Origin of the sequence: Kitasatospora sp. NPDC059747 (genome assembly GCF_042732955.1) — a bacterium.
Classification (GTDB): Bacteria; Actinomycetota; Actinomycetes; order Streptomycetales; family Streptomycetaceae; genus Kitasatospora.
The window spans coordinates 74,399-89,339 of the sequence record NZ_JBHWGV010000028.1 but is presented as its reverse complement, the minus strand read 5'-3'; the positions used below and the strand labels follow the sequence as shown (position 1 = coordinate 89,339).

The window sequence follows — 14,941 nt, the reverse complement described above, 5'->3', positions numbered from 1 at the left end:
ACCCGGTGATGGTCGTGCTGATCTGGTCGGTGGCCACCACCGCGTACTTCGCGCCGCTCGCCGACCCCCGCTTCCGCAATCGCACCTCAGACCGGCCGCGGCCCCGCGCCCCCGGGGCGGCGCGCGCGGGGGGCGGGCGGCGGCGGGCGCCCCCCCCCCCAACCACCGTAGTACCAGCGGTCGCTGACCCCGAGCACCAGCGAGCTGCCGGCCGCGGTCAGGCTGAACCCGCCGCCGGCGGAGGTGATCTGCCACTTCTGGGTGGCGGCGTCGGAGCACGGCTGCTGCGCGACGTACTGGCCGGCGACCGGATCGCCGCCCAGCTGCAGGCACTTGTCGGAGCGGACCGACTTGATCCGCACCGCGCCGTCGCCGGCGTCCTCGAACGCCCACTTCTGGTTGGCGTAGCCGGTGCGCTGGTAGGCGATGGCGACGGTGCCGTCGTTCATCGAGCTGCCCCACAGGTCGGCGGCCTGGCCGGTGAGGCCGTTGACCATCGTGTAGTGGGCGCCGGGCTGCGGGCGCCCGGCGTCGGCGGCGGTGCGGAAGGTGACGGTGCGGCCCGGCTTGCCGACGGACCCGGCGGCGTCGCGGACGGCGACCGCGACGCTGTACGAGGTGCCGGGGGCGAGGCGGACGAGGCCGACGACCGTGGCGCGGACGGTGCCGATGGTCTGGCCGCCGAGCAGGACGTCGTAGCCGGCCGCGTTCGGGACGCCCGGCCAGCTCAGCATGACCGAGTTCTGGGTGACCTGACTGACCGTCACATCGGGCGAGCCGGTGCCGGCGGTGGGGGTGCCGGTCGGGGTCGGGGTCGCGGTCGGGCTGCCGGTGGCGGTCGGGGTCGCGGTCGGGGACGGCGAGCCGGTCGTGCCGCCGCCGGGCGTCGGGGACGGCGACGCGGTGCGGGTGGGCGACGCGGTCGGGGACGGCGTGGGGGTGGCGGTCGGCGACGGGTTGGGGTTGGGGCCGGTGCCACCGCCGTTGCCGGTGATCAGGAAGCGGTTGTTGGCGACGTTCCAGTGCGAGGAGAGGTAGCTGCCCGGCTTCGGGTCGGTGCTGTAGTAGTCGTCGTGCGTGCAGTCGAGCCGGTCGTAGTGCGCGCGGTCCGGGCAGACCACCTTCATCTGCGGGTAGTACGGGTAGTCCGAGTAGCACATCAGGTCGTAGTCGTAGACGCAGTGGCCGCCCTTGCTGGTGCTCGGCGCGCTGTTGTTCACCGCGCCCAGGTTGTGGCCCAGTTCGTGCGCCGCGGTGTGCCCGCCCCAGCAGCCCGAGTCCGTCCGGCCGTACGAGGGGCCGAAGTTGCTGAGGTTGTCCTGGCCGGGGCGCTCGTCGCCGGCGAAGGTGCCGATGCCGCAGTACACCTTGGCATCGGTGAACATCATGTACTTGCGGTCCTTGCGGTTGAACCCCTGCGCGGCGACGGCGTCGTTGCTCGCGTTGAAGTCCTGGAGCGCCGCGTCGGAGATCTGCACGTTCAGCACGGACGCGGAGCAGTCGGAGTCGGTGACGAAGCGGACGTGCCGCGCGCCGCCGGTCTCCTGGGCGCTCGCGTTGTAGATGACGTCGACGTCGGCGGCCCACTTCTTGAAGGAGGCCAGGTACTGGGCGTAGCGGTCGTTGCCGGGGGCGTGGAGGTACACCACCTGGATGCGGTTGCCGCTGCTGCCGTCACCCTCGCAGACCACGGACGAACCGCCGGACGCGGCGGGGGTGCTCTGCTGCGGGGCACCGGCAGGGTCGCCCAGCAGCGCCTTCTGGCCGGCATCGAGAACCGGCGCGGCGCCCTTCAACAGGTCGGCGGCGGACGGGGGCTGGGCGTTGGCGGCCGGGGTGAGCACCGGCGCCTGGGCGGCCGCGGCGGCCACCGGCGCGACGTCCTTGTGGATGTCGACGTCCTTCGGCGGAGCGTCCGGGCCGTGGCTGCACAACTGACCGTTGGAGACCTGCAGCGAGCCGGCGCAGCGGTCGCCGTTGGGCAGGCTCAGACCGGCGTAGACCAGGCCGCGGTCGGGCTGGTCCTTGGGTATCTCCTTGAGCGGGGCGGCCTTCTGGTCACGCTTGGGCGCGGGGGCCTGGGTCGCGCCCTCGGCGGTCCCGGTCTCGCCGCTGCCGTCGTCGGACACCACACCCGCCTGGTTGCCCAGGACCGGACCGTCCGCCGAGACACTGGCGTTGGTGCGGCTGCCCGCCGGTTCGAGCGCCGTCGAGATGCCGAGCGCACCCGCGACCAGGCCGGCGGCGACCGCCGCGGCGATCAGCGTCGTCCTGCGGGTGAACCGCCTGCGCCTGCGTCGACGGAGCTCCGTGCTGCGGTGTCCCATCGCGTTCCTTTCCTCGTGCGACGGCCCGCGCCCCTGTGGTGACGGGCGCCGGACCTTCCGACACGTGGGAGACCGGATGGGACGGGTGGGAATAACAGAAACTTCTTTCGAAAATCTTCGGGGCACGTGAACGGGCCCTGGGCGCAGGGGGCATCAGCCCACGTCAGGCGACTCCGGACGGCTTCGAACGGCTTCAGGAGGCTTCAGGAGGCTTCAGGAGGCTTCAGGAGGCTTCAGGCGGCGTGTGCGGGCCGCCGCACGGCCGGGCCCGGGTCCTGCCGGGCCGCGCCCCGGCCGCGGCGCAGCCGGGCGAGGGCGACGGCCAGCGCCGCCGGGTCCCCGCCGAGCCAGAGCCGCAGGGCCGCGGACAGCGCGGCGCTGGCCGGGCCCGCCGCCGGACCGCCCGTCCGGGAGATCCGCTCGCCCAGCAGCGGCAGCAGGTCGCCGACCGGCGCGGGCAGCCACAGCGTCACGGCGCAGGGCGCGGGCCGGGCGAGCACGCGCCGCAGCCGGCGGGCGGCGGCGTCGCCGTCCAGGGCGGGGATGACGTCCAGCAGGCCGTCCACCGCCACGTCGGAGACGTCCCCGCCGCGGTCGCGCGCCAGGGAGCGCAACAGGGCCCGCTCCGCGGCGCTGATCCGGACGGTCACCATGACCTCGTCGTCGCAGTCCATGTGATCCCAGTTCCCGTCTCGTGGCGTCGGACCGGTTCGGTGGCGGAGCGGCGTACGGGGGATTCCTGCCCCCCGGCCGCCCCGCCCTCACCTCCCGGCCCTCGGCTTCGTGTCCGCACGGTGCAGATCACACCGAGCCGTCCCGGCAACCGGCGTCGGATAGGGCGTGAGCGCGGGCCGGTGGCGCAGACGGGCCATCAGGGAACCTCCTTGTCCGCCACCATGCTGGACCCGCCCGCGGCCGACCGGCGAGGGCCGAAAGACCCTGCCGGCGGGGCACGCACGGGCGCACCGGTGCACCGCCATCACCGCAGGTCGCGGCGGGCGTGCGGGCCGGCCCGGGGGCGCGCGGGCGGGTGTCGCCGATGGACCGTTGGGGTGATCCACCCGTACGCCGCGCAACGCCCGTCCGAACGGCGCGTTTCCTATGGCGTGCGCCCTCTGGGAAGGACGTACGCGGGGCTCCGCGGTGACCGGTTCCCCGCCTTCCGGCCGGCGCGACGGCGCATCCCGCGGTACCGCCGCACCGGCCCATCTGGTGAGAGGTAGTGTCATGACCCTGACGACGGAGACACTCACGACGAGCGGCACACCGGCGGCGCGAAGGACGGCGGCGGCCCCCGGGACGCCGAGACCGGCCACTCCACCCAAGGCCACCCCGCCGACAGCCGTCCGGCCGACACCGACCCCACCGACACCGACCCCACCGACAGCCACTCCACCGAAGGCCACCCCACCGGAAGCACCGAAAGCCACGAGAGCCCTCTCCCCCGCGGCCGTCCCGCCGCTCGCCCCCGGCGCGCTCCCCGGCCTCGGCCACGCCGCCGCCCTGCTGCGCGACCCGCTCGGCTTCCTCGGTTCGCTGGCCCGCCACGGCGGCGTGGTCCGCATCCGGCTCGGCCCGCGCACCGTCTGCGTGGTCACCGACGCGCCGCTCGTCCACGCGCTGCTCACCACCCACGCCCACGGCTGCCCGCGCGGCGCCGTCCAGGACACCCTCAGGACGGCCTTCGGCGACGGCCTGCTGATGTCGGAGGGCCAGGCCCACCGCGACCGCCGCCGGGTGATCCAGCCCGCCTTCGGCCCCGACCGGATGGCCGGGTACATCGCCGTCATGCACCGGGTCACCGAGGAGCGGGCCGCCCGCTGGCGGCCCGGTCAGGTCCTCGACGTGGCCAAGGAGATGAACCACCTCGCGCTGGAGATCGTCACCCGCTCCCTGTTCGACGCCCGGCTCAGCGAGGACGCCACGCTCGCCTTCCACCGCGCGCTGCCGGACCTGGTCAAGGGCCAGATCGTCCAGTCGCTCTACCCCCACCCGGCCATGGCCCGGCTGCCGCTGCCCGTCAACCGGCGCTTCGACGCGGCCGTCCGGGTGCTCAACCGGGTCGTCGACCAGGCCGTCAACGGCCGTGCGGCGAAGGGCGGTCCAACCGACGGCGGTCCAACCGACGGCGGTCCGGCGGGCGGCGGTCCGGCCGGCACGCTGCCCGCCGTGCTGCGCGCCGCGACCGACCCGGCCACCGGCCGTCCGCTCACCGAGGCCGACGTGCGCTCCGAGGCGATCACCATGTTCGGCGCCGGGACGGAGACCGTCTCCACCACCCTCACCTGGCTGATCGACGAGCTCCTGCGCCACCCCGAGGTGGAGGCCCGCGTCCTCGCCGAGCTGGACGAGCACCTGCCCGCGGGCACCGTCCCCACGCCCGAAGCCCTCGCCCGCCTCACGTACACGCGCGCCGTCGCCCAGGAGGTGGTGCGGCTGCACGCGCCCAACGCGTTCCTGATGCGCACCGCGCAGCTGCCCGTCGAGCTCGGCCCGTACCGGATCCCGGCCGGCACCGAGCTGCTGTACAGCCTCACCGCGCTGCACCGCGACCCGGTCCGCCACCCGGACCCGCTCGCCTTCCGCCCGGAGCGGTGGCAGGACGGCGGCGCCGGGCGGCAGTCCTACCTGCCGTTCGGCGCGGGCAAGCACAAGTGCATCGGCGAGGCCTTCGCGTGGGCCGAACTGACCGTCGCGGCGGCCGCGATCCTGCGCCGCTGGCGGCCGGTGGCCGTCGCCGGGGCCCGGGCCCGTGAGGTGGTCTGGACGACCGTCCAGGCGCACGGGCTGCGGGTCCGGCTGGCCCCGCGCGAGAGCGGCGGGGGGCGGCAGGAGACGGCAGCGGGCCGGTGTCCGGCCGACCCGCCCACCCTCCGGCCCGCCACGCACCCGGTCCGCCGACCCGCCCGCCCGGCCGCCGAACTGGCCGCCGCCACCGCCCGGCACGCCGACTGGGCGGTCGACCGCGGCCTTCTCACCCGCGCCGAGCTCGCCCGCTACCAGGCCTACACCCTGCCGGAGTTGATCGGCCACGCGTACCCGCGCACCCGGGGCGCCGACCTCGACCTCCTGATCGACGTCCTCGGCTGGTTCACCATCCTCGACGACCGCTTCGACGGCTCGCCCGGCCGCCGGCCCGCCGAGGCACGGGCGATCGTCGACCCGCTGATCGCCGTGCTGGACGGCGCGGCACCGGCCGTCGGGGACGACCGGCTCACCGCCGCCTGGCGCGAACTGTGGCATCGCCAGACCGGGCCGGCCTCCCCGGCCTGGCGCGCCCGCGCCGCCCGCGAGTGGCAGGCCTGCCTCGCGACCTTCCCCGCCGAGGCCGAGCACCGCGCCCACGGCACCGTCCCCCGCCTCGGCCTGGCCGAGACGATGCGGCTGCGCCGGCACAGCAGCTGCCTCTACCCGTTCATGAACATACTGGAACGCGTCCACGGCGCCGACGCCCCCGCCGCGCTGCACGCCGAACCCGCCCTGCACCGGCTGCGCGCCCACACCGCCGACGCCGCCACGCTGATCAACGACCTCTACTCACTGCAGCGGGAGGAGCGCCAGGGCGCTGCCGCCTTCAACACCGTGCTCGCGCTGCAGCGCCTGCGCGGCTGCACCCGCGCGCGGGCCGTCGGCGCGGTCCGCGCCCGGGTCGCGCAGCTGCGCAACGAGAGCGCGCTGCTGCGCCGCGAGCTGCTGCGGCGGCACCCGGAGAGCGACTGGTACCTCGACGGCACCCGGGAGCTCGTCGACGGCGTCCAGGCCTGGACGAGCACCAGCCGCCGCTACCACTAGCGGACGGCCCCGGTCCGCTACTTCCGGCCGCCGAGCGCGAAGAGCAGCAGCACGAAGCCGGCGAACAGGTGCGTGGCGAAGATGTAGATGCCCGCGCGGATGAGCATCGCCTTGCGGCGGCGCTTCTCGTCGCTCGTGCTGTCGGGCGTGCTCTCGCTCATGGCGGCGGGTTCTCCTCGGGTGGAACGGTCTGCGGTCCGGACGCGCGGCGGACGGATGGTCCGGCGGACGGACGACATGGCGGCCGAACAGAACGGCGGCCAGACGGAACGGCGGCCGAACGCCTCAGCGGCCCGGCAGCGCCGCCCCGGGCGCGCGCAGTTCGGTGAGCAGCGCGCCCTGGTCGGTGATCAGCTCGGTCAGGATCCGCCGCGCGGCCCGCAGCAGGTCGGCGACGTCCGGGGTGCTGAGCGCGTACACCACGGTGTTGCCCTCGCGGGTGGCCGTGACCAGCTGGGTGCGGCGCAGCACCGCGAGCTGCTGGGAGAGGTTGGAGGGTTCGACCTCGATCTCGGCCAGCAGCTCGCGGACCGGCCGGGGGCCGTCCTGGAGGAGCTCCAGGACCCGGATCCGGACCGGGTGGCCGAGGGTGCGGAAGAACTCCGCCTTGGCCTGGTACAGCGGGACGGGCATCGTCCGCTCCCTCCCTCGTGTGCGGCTGGGTCGACGGCCGGGTGCGGGGCGCACGGCCGGCAAGCATCATCCTTGGAGATGAAGAATTCTTCAAGTCGTCACAGCATCGGCGCGGGGTCACGGCGGCATCGGAACGGCCCGAAGGGGCGCGGCCACCCCGAACACGGTTGCGGAGGCCGAGCCCGGACGCTGCCAACTCCCGGGCTCGGCTGTCGAGGTGACGCGCCGTCAGAACACTACAGGCAGATCCTCCGCCACCGGAGGGCAGAACCGGGAAAAGGGACGGACGGCGGCGTCGGCCACCGGCCCTACCGCCGGGCCGGGACCTGCCGCACCCCGCCCGCGTCCGCCGACCGCCCGATCGCGTCGAGCAGGCGGTGCACCCGCACGCCCTCGTCGAAGCCGGGCACGCCGCGCTCCCCCGTCCGGAGGTCACGGGCCAGCCGGGCGTACAGCCGGGCCACGTTGAAGCCCTCGGCGTCCCGGCCGATCCCGGGCATCCGGTACCGGTCCGGGAGCGGCACCTCCCGGAACTCGCCGCCGGGGGCGTCCGCCCGCAGCAGGCGCAGCTCGCCGATCTGGATGCCGGCCGGACCGGCGGGCCCGGTCGAGACGACCGCCAGGGCGCCCTCGGTGCCCGTGATCTCCAGGCGCGTCCCGGCCTCCACACCCTCGGCGTCCTGGACGGTGGCCGACAGGCGGGCGCCGCCGAGGAGGGTCCCGTCGAGGCGGAGCCGGTCGGGACTGGTCGCGACGACCGTGGCGCCGGTCTCGGCGACGGTGTACGCGGACCGCGAGACGGACGTGACCGCCGTCAGCTCCTCGATCCCGCCGAGCACGTGCTGCACGGCGTCGAGCGTGTGCCCGCCCGCGACCTCCAGCGTCCCGGCGCCGTTGGCACGGTCGAGCGTGTAGGCCGCCCAGCCAGGGATCAGCCCGCCCGCACCCTTGCCCCGGGCGGCGTGGACGGTCGCCGAGGTGATGCGCCCGAGGCTGCCACCGGCCACCAGCTCGCGGGCGTGGGCGAGCGCCGGGGCGTACCGCGCCTGGAGCCCGATCACGTGGTGCACGCCGGCACCGCGGGCCGCCGCCGCGAGCGCCTGCGCCTCGGCGGTGGTCCGGGACAGCGGCCACTCGCAGTACACGTGCTTGCCGGCCGCCAGCGCGGCCCCGACCAGCTCGGTGTGCGCGGGCACCTTCACGGTGACGACGACCAGGTCCACGTCGGGGTGCCCGGCCAGCCGCGCGGCGTCCGTGAAGGCGTGCGCCGCACCGAAGGCGCGGGCCGCCGCCCGGGCGCTCTCCGGGCGGCTGGTGCCGACGGCGGTGATCTCGTACTGCGGCAGCGCCCGCAGCGCGGGCAGGTGCGCCCGGACGGCCCACCCCCGGTCGGGGTTCGCCCCGATGATGCCGACCCGGATCTTCCGGGGTTCCACGACGGATGCCACAGCGGATGCCCCAGCGGATGTCACGACAAGCCCCCCAACCATAAACGGACAGACCTTGTCCGTTTGATCTGCCGGGGACTCTAGCCAAGCGGACAGGATTGGTCCAGTTAGCGGCTAGGATCGGCCCGTGAACACACCGCCGGACACCACGCCGAGCACAGCGCCGACCATCGCGCCGAACGCGCCGTCGCCGGCACCGCGCGGCAGCACCGTGGACCGCCTGCTCGCCGACGCGTCGGGCCGGCTCCCGCGCGCCGACGCCCGGCGCAACGTCGAGCGCCTCGTGGCGGCCGCCAGGACCGCCGTGGCCGAGGTCGGCGTCGGCGTCTCCGCCCACGAGATCGCCCGCCGGGCGGGCGTCGGCGTCGGCACCTTCTACCGGCGCATCCCCTCGCTGGAGGTGCTGCTCGAGGCGCTGCTCGACGAACTCCTCGGCGAGATCGCGGACCGCGCCGACGACGCCCTCGCCGACCCCGACCCCTGGCACGGGTTCTGCGGCTTCGCCGCGGCCTACGTGGGGCTGCGCGCCGAGAGCTGCGGCATCGGCGAGGCACTCGGCGGGGCCTGCGGGGACTCGCTCGCCCGGCAGCTGGCGGACCTGCGGGCCCGGATCCGGCGGCTCGTCGAACGCGCCCAGGAGGCGGGCGCGATGCGCGCGGACGTCGCATGGGAGGACGTCCCGTTCCTGCTCGCCGCCGCCGCGACCGGCGAACGCACCCTGGGCCTACGGGCCGACGAGCAGCAGTGGGAGCGCAACCTCCGCATCATCCTCGACGGACTGCGCACCGCACCGCCCTCGCCCTGAGGCCCGCCGATGCTCCTATAGACGTCAAGCGGCGGGCGCGAGGTCGCCTGGAGTGATTCGTGCGGCTGCTGTGCCGGTGAGCGCGCGGTAGACCTCGTGTGCGACGAAGCGCTTGAGGCAGCGAATGATGTCCTTCTTCGAGAGTCCTTCCTTGGTGCGGCGGGCGACGTAGGCACGGGTGCGCTCGTCGTAGCGCATGCGGACCAGCACGATGGTGTGCAGGGCGTTGTTGGCAGCCCGGTCACCGCCGCGGTTGAGGCGGTAGCGGTGGGTTCGGCCGGAGGATGCAGGGATCGGCGCGACTCCGGCAAGGTGCGCGAACGCGCCCTCGGAGCGCATCCGTTCGGGGTTGTCCCCGGCGGAGGCGAGGAGCTGGCCGGCGGTCTCGGGGCCGACGCCGAACAGTGCGATCAGTTCCGGTGCGGCTCGTCGGACCAGCGGGCCGATCGCGGCATCGAGCTCGGCGATCTCCTCATCCAGGCTCTGGTGGCGTCGGGCCAGGCGCCGCAGGGCCGCCTTGGTCGCGGCCAGCGGCGTGGACAGGTCCGTGCCGGGCCGCAGCCGGGCGAGTGTGCCTATCAGGCAGACACGCTCCAGTCCCGCGACCTGCTCGCGCAGCACCGCCGGGGCGGACACGAGCATGCTGCGGATCTGGTTCATCGCCTGGGTGCGGGCTTTGATGCCGCTGCGGCGGGCGACCCGCAGCACACGCACGGCCTCGACCAGGCCGTCGCGGCTCTTCGGGACGCCCGTGGCCCGCCCGGAGGCCACCGCCGTGGCAGCGGCGTAGGCGTCGATCGGGTCGGACTTGCCCCGCAGCCGCCGGGTCCTGCGGTCCGGGCGGTCTACATCGACGACCGTGACCCCGGCGGCGGTCAGTACTCGGGCGAGCTCGGCGCCGTAGGCGCCGGTGCCCTCCACCCCGACCGCCGTCAGGGCGCCGTACGAGCGCATCCAGTCCAGCAGGTCCCGATAGCCGCTGACCGTGGCCGGGGACTCCCGATCGGCGAGATGCCGGCCAAGAGGGTCGATCACCGCCGCGTGGTGGGTCAGGCCGTGGGTATCGACTCCGCCGGTGATCGCCGGACCGTCGTGCGTCATGCTGGTCATGTCCGTCCTTGTCGCTTGTCCGAGCCGAGGGCGGCACGCGCCGGTCGGGCGGGTGGACAAGACAGTGACGGGGCCTCTGGCCAGGCTCCTATGAAGTCACAAGCACCCGTCCGGCCGCGTGCATGGCGACGCCGCCAGCGAGCCGACAAATCGCAAACAGGACAGCCGAAGCGTCAGTCAGTCGGTGGGTCAGACCCGCTGGCAACATCGCCACGAACATCATCACTGTCAGTCGAGTGCGGCGCGCAGGCCCGTGATGCGGGCGAGGGAGACGTCGAAGGCCGCCCGGTCCAGCCGGCCCGAGTCCAGGGCGGCGGCGACGGCGGCGGCCGCGTCCTCGCCCTGCTGCGGGTCGCGGGCCGAGCACAGCAGGAGGTCCATGCCGGCGTCGGCGGCCGCGACGGCACGGGCACCGGTGTCGCCGTACGGGGTGAGGGCGCCGGCTTCGAGGGCGTCCGTCACCGTGACGCCGCCGAAGCCCAGGCGCTCCCGGAGCTCGCCCCGCACGATCGCGGGCGACAGGCCCGCCGGGCGCTCGGCGTCGAGCGCCGGGTAGACCGCCCAGGAGGCCATGACCAGCCGGACGCCCGCCGCGATCGCCGCCCGGTACGGCTCCTCGCCGCGGGCCCGCAGCTCGGCGAGCGGCACGGGCAGGGTGACCGGGCGCTCGTCGGTGTTCGCGTCCCGGGCGGCCGAGCCGAGACCGGGGAAGTGCTTCGCGGTGGCGGCGACCCCGAGGCCCTGCTGCGCGGCGGCGAACGCGCTGCCCAGCCGGCCCACCGCGGCCGGATCCCGGCCGTACGAGCGCTCGTGGCGGTCGATGAAGTTGCCCGGGGTGTCGTAGACGTCGAGCACGGGGGCGAGGTTGACGTTCAGGCCGGACTCCGCGAGGTTCTCCCCCGCGCCGGCGCCCGAGCGGGCCGCCTCGGCGAGCGGGTCGGGCGACAACCCGGTGGCGCGGGCGGAGAGTTCGGGCGCACCGGGCAGGCGGCGGACCTTGCCGCCCTCCTGGTCGGTCATCAGCAGCAGTGGCTCCGGCACCGGCGACTCCGCCGCGGCCTGCCGCAACTCGCCGACCGCTTCGGCCAGTTGCTCGGGACCGGTGACGTTCTCGCCGAACAGGATGACCCCGGCCGCCCGGCCCTCGCGGATCGCCTGGAGCACCACGGGCGACGGGGTCGGCCCCGGGTACGAGTAGACGATCCGGCGGCCGGCGAGCAGCCGGGAGTCAAGCGTGGACGGCATGGCGGCGCTCCTCTCCACCGGGCCCGACGCGCGGGCCGGCACCGGCACCGAGCCGGCCGGGACGACCGGCCCGAGCGCGGCGGCCAGGGCCGAGAGCACCGCCACGAGCTGGGCGGAACGCCGGAGCGGGGACATCGGGGCCTCCCGGGACGGGACGGACGGAACGGGAACGGGACGGACTCCGCACGCGGGAAGCGCGTACGGTCCGTCAGCGTACCGAACGAACCGTCCACATGACGGTGCGTGCCGCCACCGTCGCCGTCATGCTTCGGCCACCACGGCCGCACGCTTGGAAAGCGTGTTGGGGGCAACCCCTCACGAGTTCGAATCTCGTATCCTCCGCCTTTGCCTAGCAAGGCAGTTGAAGGCCCCGACCGGGTTTCCGGTCGGGGCCTTCTTCGTGTCGTGGTCTCAGTTTTGGTCTCAGTTGGGGTTCTGGGCCTCAGGCGGCGTCTTCGCCGGGGTCCTCTGGGCCAGATCCGACGTCGCCCCACAGAGCCGCGCCGATCTTCCTGCCGACGTCGTTCAGCATCGGCTCGGTGACGTGCTGGTAGCGCTGGGCCATCGAGGTCGAGGACCAGCCCATGATCGCCATTACGATCCGCTCCGGCACGCCGAGCAGGAGCAGGACGGTCGAGGCGGTGTGGCGGGCGTCGTGGAGGCGGCCGTCACGGATGCCGGCCTCGCGCAGGAGACGCTTCCAGTGGTGGTAGTCGGTGCTGGGGTTGAGCGGCTCGCCGGTCTCCGAGGTGAAGACGTAGCCCTTGTCCGTCCAGAGGTCGCGCGCGAGGGCCCGCTCGCGGTCCTGCTCCTCCTTGTGCTGCCGGAGGATCACGACGAGCGGCTCGGGCAGCGGCACCGCGCGTCGCCCGGCTCGGGACTTGGTGTCCTTGGTCTCGCGCCGGATCGGCTCCTTCTTCGGGCAGAAGCCGGGCTTGCGCCCGCAGCGGTCGCCGCAGCCGTGCCGGTACTTGGGCCGCAGTCGGCCGCGCTTGACCCAGGCGACGCCTCGGGTGAAGTCGATGTCCTTCCACTGGAGCCCGAGCACCTCGCCCTGACGCAGGCCGAGGGCGAGCGCGAAGATCCAGCGGGCGGAGTTGCGGCGCTTGCGCGCCGTGTCCATGAGCGCCTGGACCTCCTCGATCTCGAACGGCTCGACCTCCTCCTCTTCGAGCTTCGGGGCCTTGGCGATCGTGGCCACGTTGCGGGTGAGGTGGTCGCGCCGCAGAGCCTCGCCGAGGGCGACACGGATGGTGCGGTGGGCCTGGTGGGCGGTACCGGCGGCGCTGCCGGCGGCCTGCATCTTCTTGTAGAAGCGCTCCAGGTGCTCGGGCTCCAGCTTCTCCAGGCGGTGCGCGCCGAGGCCGGGGACGAGGTGCACGCGGACAGCGACCTCGTATCCGGCGTATGTGTTCTCGCTGACGGTGCCCGGCACGATCTCCTTGATCCAGTGGGTCAGCCACTTGCCGACCGTCCACTTCTGGCCAGCCTTGGGCACGGTGCCGTTGTCGCGCAGCTTCTCCAGCTTGCGGACCTTGGCCGTGACCTCGGGGCGGGTCTTGGCGCTGACGTGGCGGCGGTCGGGGGTGCCGTCGTCCTTGACCCCGACCGTGACGCGGCCGTGCCAGCGGCCATCGCTGCCCTGGTAGATCGAGGAGTCGCCGTTGGGCTTGCGGGTGTTCGCCATTCGGTTCCCCCGCTCAGGCCGCGAGCGCGACGGTCGAAGGGGCAGCCTGCGTACGGGCGGCCACGTACTCCTTGAGCGCCTCGGCGGGCACTCGGCGGAGACGGCCGATCGTCACGGACGGGACTTCGCCGGAGGCGACCAGGGCGTACATGGTCGTCCGGCCGACGCCGAGACGACGGGCGGCTTCCTCCACGGTGAGGGCGACGAGCGTCGGGTCCGGCACCTCCGTGCCGCAGCTGGCGACGAGGGCGAGGAGCTGGTGCTCCGTGAGGCCGATTGCGCCGGCAAGGCGCGCGAGGGACAGGGGCGTTTCAGGCATAGGTGTTCCTCCCAGCGGCGCGGGGCAACGCGCCGCCGTGGCGACTGTTGGGATGGGCGGTGGGTTGATGGGCTGCCGGGCGGCCCTCGACGTTCGTAGCGCCGGGGGACGGGCAGCGGGGTAGGTGGTGGGCGGGGCGGGCACACTACGGCGGTCTCGGCTCGGAACCAAAAAAGATCTTGGACGCATGGGCCGGGTCGATCGTTTTAGGTTGCGAGCCGGGTCGCGGCGATGATGCTCCGCGAGGCCGTCGATCCCGAGCTGGCGCGGCCCTCAGCGTTCGTAGCGCCGAGGGTCGGGCAGCGGGGTGGTGGGCGGGACGGGCACACTACGGCGGCCCCGGCCGGAAACGAAAAAAGATCTTGGGCCCGTGCGCCGGTCTGGCCTTTTAGGTTTCCGGCCGGGTCGCGGCGAGGATGCCCCAGGCGGCGAGCTGGGCGGGCTCGCTTACCGGTCGGCCGAGGGGTCCTTGCGGAGCGGGTCCCACTGGGAGTTGGGGGCCGGGTACCAGGTGGGCTCGGCGCCGGAGGGGCCGAGGTCGACGCCTTGGGCTTCGAGCCGTTCGGCGATCTCCTCGTAGGTGCGCAGGGCCTCGTCGTACCGGGCCTTGGCGGCCTGTTCGAGGTCGTGGGCGGTTCTCCACTCCTGCTCGGCCTTCTCGACGGCGAAGCCTGCTTCCTGCAGCTCGTAGTCCGGTTCGTCCGGGCCGGCCACGGCTTCGGTCATGAAGTTCGCCGGCGGGACGCTGAGTGCCTTGGCCAGGCCGATCACCTCGTCGAAGCGGACCGGGCGGGTTCCGTTCTCGATCTTGGCGACCTGGGTCTGGTGGAACTTGAAGCCGAGCCGGGTCATGCGTTCGGCCACGTCCTCCTGGGAGAGGCGGGCGGCCTTGCGCAAGACCTTCAGGTTGTGGGCCACGAGGGCCTCGCCCTCCAGGGCCTTGTACCGATGCACCATGGGGTTGACCATACCAACCTCCTTCCGATTGCGAGCAGGCGCGGCGCGACGACAGGAGCGACTGTATCAGCATGAAAAGCCCAACCGCCAAGCGGTTGACTGGACCTTCACGAAACCTTCACGAATCAGTCCAGCCAGCAGAAATGCCGAGAGAGGTTGAGACTGCCATGCGTGAATCGCTTGACTGGAGGCCGATATCCCGCTACGTTCGACCATGCCAGCATGAAACAGCCAACCGAGAGGAGGTTAAGCCGGGTCGGGCGCCAGCCCGAATGCCCCCAGGAAAACGCGAAGCCCCCGGCGCTACGAACACCGGGGGCTAATCGAAAACCTCGCCACCGCCCATCCCAGGACAGTCGACCTACGGCGGACCGGGTTGCCCCCCGGAGCCGCCGAGTGAGGATCTCCATGACCGAGGTTACTGCCTCCCAGCCCCACGCCACACCCCTCCCAGCGGACAAGCCCGCTGTCGCATGGCCGCCCGTGGCCAAGGCCGGCGAGCCCGGCACCTACCTGCCCGCCCAGCAGCCCGGCGTTTACAAACACGTTTGTCAACACCCCCAGGGCGCGACAGGCCAACCCCCCCAACCGGCACGGGACCAAAAGATGAACACCACC

12 protein-coding genes are annotated in these 14,941 nt (G+C 73.8%); 2 read left to right on the top strand and 10 right to left on the bottom strand.

All coding sequences use genetic code 11. The features are described from left to right. Nucleotides 1–86: 86 nt before the first annotated feature. Together ACFV4G_RS15290 and ACFV4G_RS15285 are read right to left on the bottom strand one after the other, a co-directional pair. Nucleotides 87–2,327 carry an RICIN domain-containing protein gene (locus tag ACFV4G_RS15290; protein WP_380440323.1) on the bottom strand — a complete coding sequence of 747 codons (2,241 nt, stop codon included), beginning with the start codon at nucleotides 2,325–2,327 and terminating at the stop codon, nucleotides 87–89. Between the two features lie 233 nt (nucleotides 2,328–2,560). Continuing rightward, nucleotides 2,561–3,001 (bottom strand): hypothetical protein, encoded by a 441-nt coding sequence (locus ACFV4G_RS15285; protein WP_380440321.1) that lies wholly within the window; start codon nucleotides 2,999–3,001, stop codon nucleotides 2,561–2,563. Nucleotides 3,002–3,554: 553 nt separating this feature from the next. On the opposite strand from ACFV4G_RS15285, the gene ACFV4G_RS15280 reads away from it, so the two are divergent. Next, nucleotides 3,555–6,119, top strand: a complete 2,565-nt coding sequence (locus ACFV4G_RS15280) for a cytochrome P450 (protein ID WP_380440319.1) — start codon at nucleotides 3,555–3,557, stop codon at nucleotides 6,117–6,119. A 17-nt stretch (nucleotides 6,120–6,136) separates the two neighbouring features. Here ACFV4G_RS15280 and ACFV4G_RS15275 read toward each other — a convergent pair whose 3' ends face one another. The 3 genes from ACFV4G_RS15275 to ACFV4G_RS15265 all read right to left on the bottom strand — a co-directional run bounded on the left by ACFV4G_RS15275 (nucleotide 6,137) and on the right by ACFV4G_RS15265 (nucleotide 8,188). Further along, complete coding sequence (locus ACFV4G_RS15275; protein WP_380440317.1) at nucleotides 6,137–6,280, bottom strand: DUF6126 family protein; 144 nt, start codon at nucleotides 6,278–6,280, stop codon at nucleotides 6,137–6,139. Nucleotides 6,281–6,404: 124 nt separating this feature from the next. After that, entirely contained in the window at nucleotides 6,405–6,752 is a 348-nt protein-coding gene (locus tag ACFV4G_RS15270; protein ID WP_359958530.1) for a metalloregulator ArsR/SmtB family transcription factor, read from the bottom strand. A 308-nt stretch (nucleotides 6,753–7,060) separates the two neighbouring features. After that, on the bottom strand, nucleotides 7,061–8,188 hold the full coding sequence (locus ACFV4G_RS15265; protein WP_380440315.1) for a Gfo/Idh/MocA family protein: 1,128 nt from the start codon (nucleotides 8,186–8,188) through the stop codon (nucleotides 7,061–7,063). Nucleotides 8,189–8,327: 139 nt separating this feature from the next. Between ACFV4G_RS15265 and ACFV4G_RS15260 the strand changes: the two genes are divergently transcribed. Further along, a complete protein-coding gene (locus ACFV4G_RS15260) occupies nucleotides 8,328–9,005 on the top strand; it encodes a TetR/AcrR family transcriptional regulator (protein ID WP_380440313.1) in 678 nt (225 codons plus the stop codon). Between the two features lie 24 nt (nucleotides 9,006–9,029). On the opposite strand, the gene ACFV4G_RS15255 is transcribed toward ACFV4G_RS15260, so the two are convergent. The 5 genes from ACFV4G_RS15255 to ACFV4G_RS15235 all read right to left on the bottom strand — a co-directional run bounded on the left by ACFV4G_RS15255 (nucleotide 9,030) and on the right by ACFV4G_RS15235 (nucleotide 14,323). Beyond that, on the bottom strand, nucleotides 9,030–10,106 hold the full coding sequence (locus tag ACFV4G_RS15255) for an IS110 family transposase (protein WP_380440327.1): 1,077 nt from the start codon (nucleotides 10,104–10,106) through the stop codon (nucleotides 9,030–9,032). Between the two features lie 237 nt (nucleotides 10,107–10,343). Next, nucleotides 10,344–11,495, bottom strand: a complete 1,152-nt coding sequence (locus ACFV4G_RS15250) for a glycoside hydrolase family 3 N-terminal domain-containing protein (protein WP_380440312.1) — start codon at nucleotides 11,493–11,495, stop codon at nucleotides 10,344–10,346. Between the two features lie 307 nt (nucleotides 11,496–11,802). Beyond that, nucleotides 11,803–13,047, bottom strand: coding sequence for a tyrosine-type recombinase/integrase (locus ACFV4G_RS15245; protein ID WP_380390160.1), 1,245 nt, complete (start codon nucleotides 13,045–13,047; stop codon nucleotides 11,803–11,805). Nucleotides 13,048–13,060: 13 nt separating this feature from the next. Then, on the bottom strand, nucleotides 13,061–13,366 hold the full coding sequence (locus ACFV4G_RS15240) for a helix-turn-helix domain-containing protein (protein ID WP_380390158.1): 306 nt from the start codon (nucleotides 13,364–13,366) through the stop codon (nucleotides 13,061–13,063). A gap of 447 nt (nucleotides 13,367–13,813) precedes the next feature. Further along, nucleotides 13,814–14,323: a helix-turn-helix transcriptional regulator gene (locus tag ACFV4G_RS15235; RefSeq protein WP_350558776.1), complete on the bottom strand. Its 510-nt coding sequence runs from the start codon at nucleotides 14,321–14,323 to the stop codon at nucleotides 13,814–13,816. Between the last annotated feature and the right edge of the window lie 618 nt (nucleotides 14,324–14,941).

Coding starts and splice junctions, on each gene's coding strand:
- ACFV4G_RS15290 (WP_380440323.1), bottom strand. CDS start 2,327: ATGGGACACCGCAGCACGGAGCTCCGTCGACGCAGGCGCAGGCGGTTC.
- ACFV4G_RS15285 (WP_380440321.1), bottom strand. CDS start 3,001: ATGGACTGCGACGACGAGGTCATGGTGACCGTCCGGATCAGCGCCGCG.
- ACFV4G_RS15280 (WP_380440319.1), top strand. CDS start 3,555: ATGACCCTGACGACGGAGACACTCACGACGAGCGGCACACCGGCGGCG.
- ACFV4G_RS15275 (WP_380440317.1), bottom strand. CDS start 6,280: ATGAGCGAGAGCACGCCCGACAGCACGAGCGACGAGAAGCGCCGCCGC.
- ACFV4G_RS15270 (WP_359958530.1), bottom strand. CDS start 6,752: ATGCCCGTCCCGCTGTACCAGGCCAAGGCGGAGTTCTTCCGCACCCTC.
- ACFV4G_RS15255 (WP_380440327.1), bottom strand. CDS start 10,106: ATGACGCACGACGGTCCGGCGATCACCGGCGGAGTCGATACCCACGGC.
- ACFV4G_RS15250 (WP_380440312.1), bottom strand. CDS start 11,495: ATGTCCCCGCTCCGGCGTTCCGCCCAGCTCGTGGCGGTGCTCTCGGCC.
- ACFV4G_RS15245 (WP_380390160.1), bottom strand. CDS start 13,047: ATGGCGAACACCCGCAAGCCCAACGGCGACTCCTCGATCTACCAGGGC.
- ACFV4G_RS15240 (WP_380390158.1), bottom strand. CDS start 13,366: ATGCCTGAAACGCCCCTGTCCCTCGCGCGCCTTGCCGGCGCAATCGGC.
- ACFV4G_RS15235 (WP_350558776.1), bottom strand. CDS start 14,323: ATGGTGCATCGGTACAAGGCCCTGGAGGGCGAGGCCCTCGTGGCCCAC.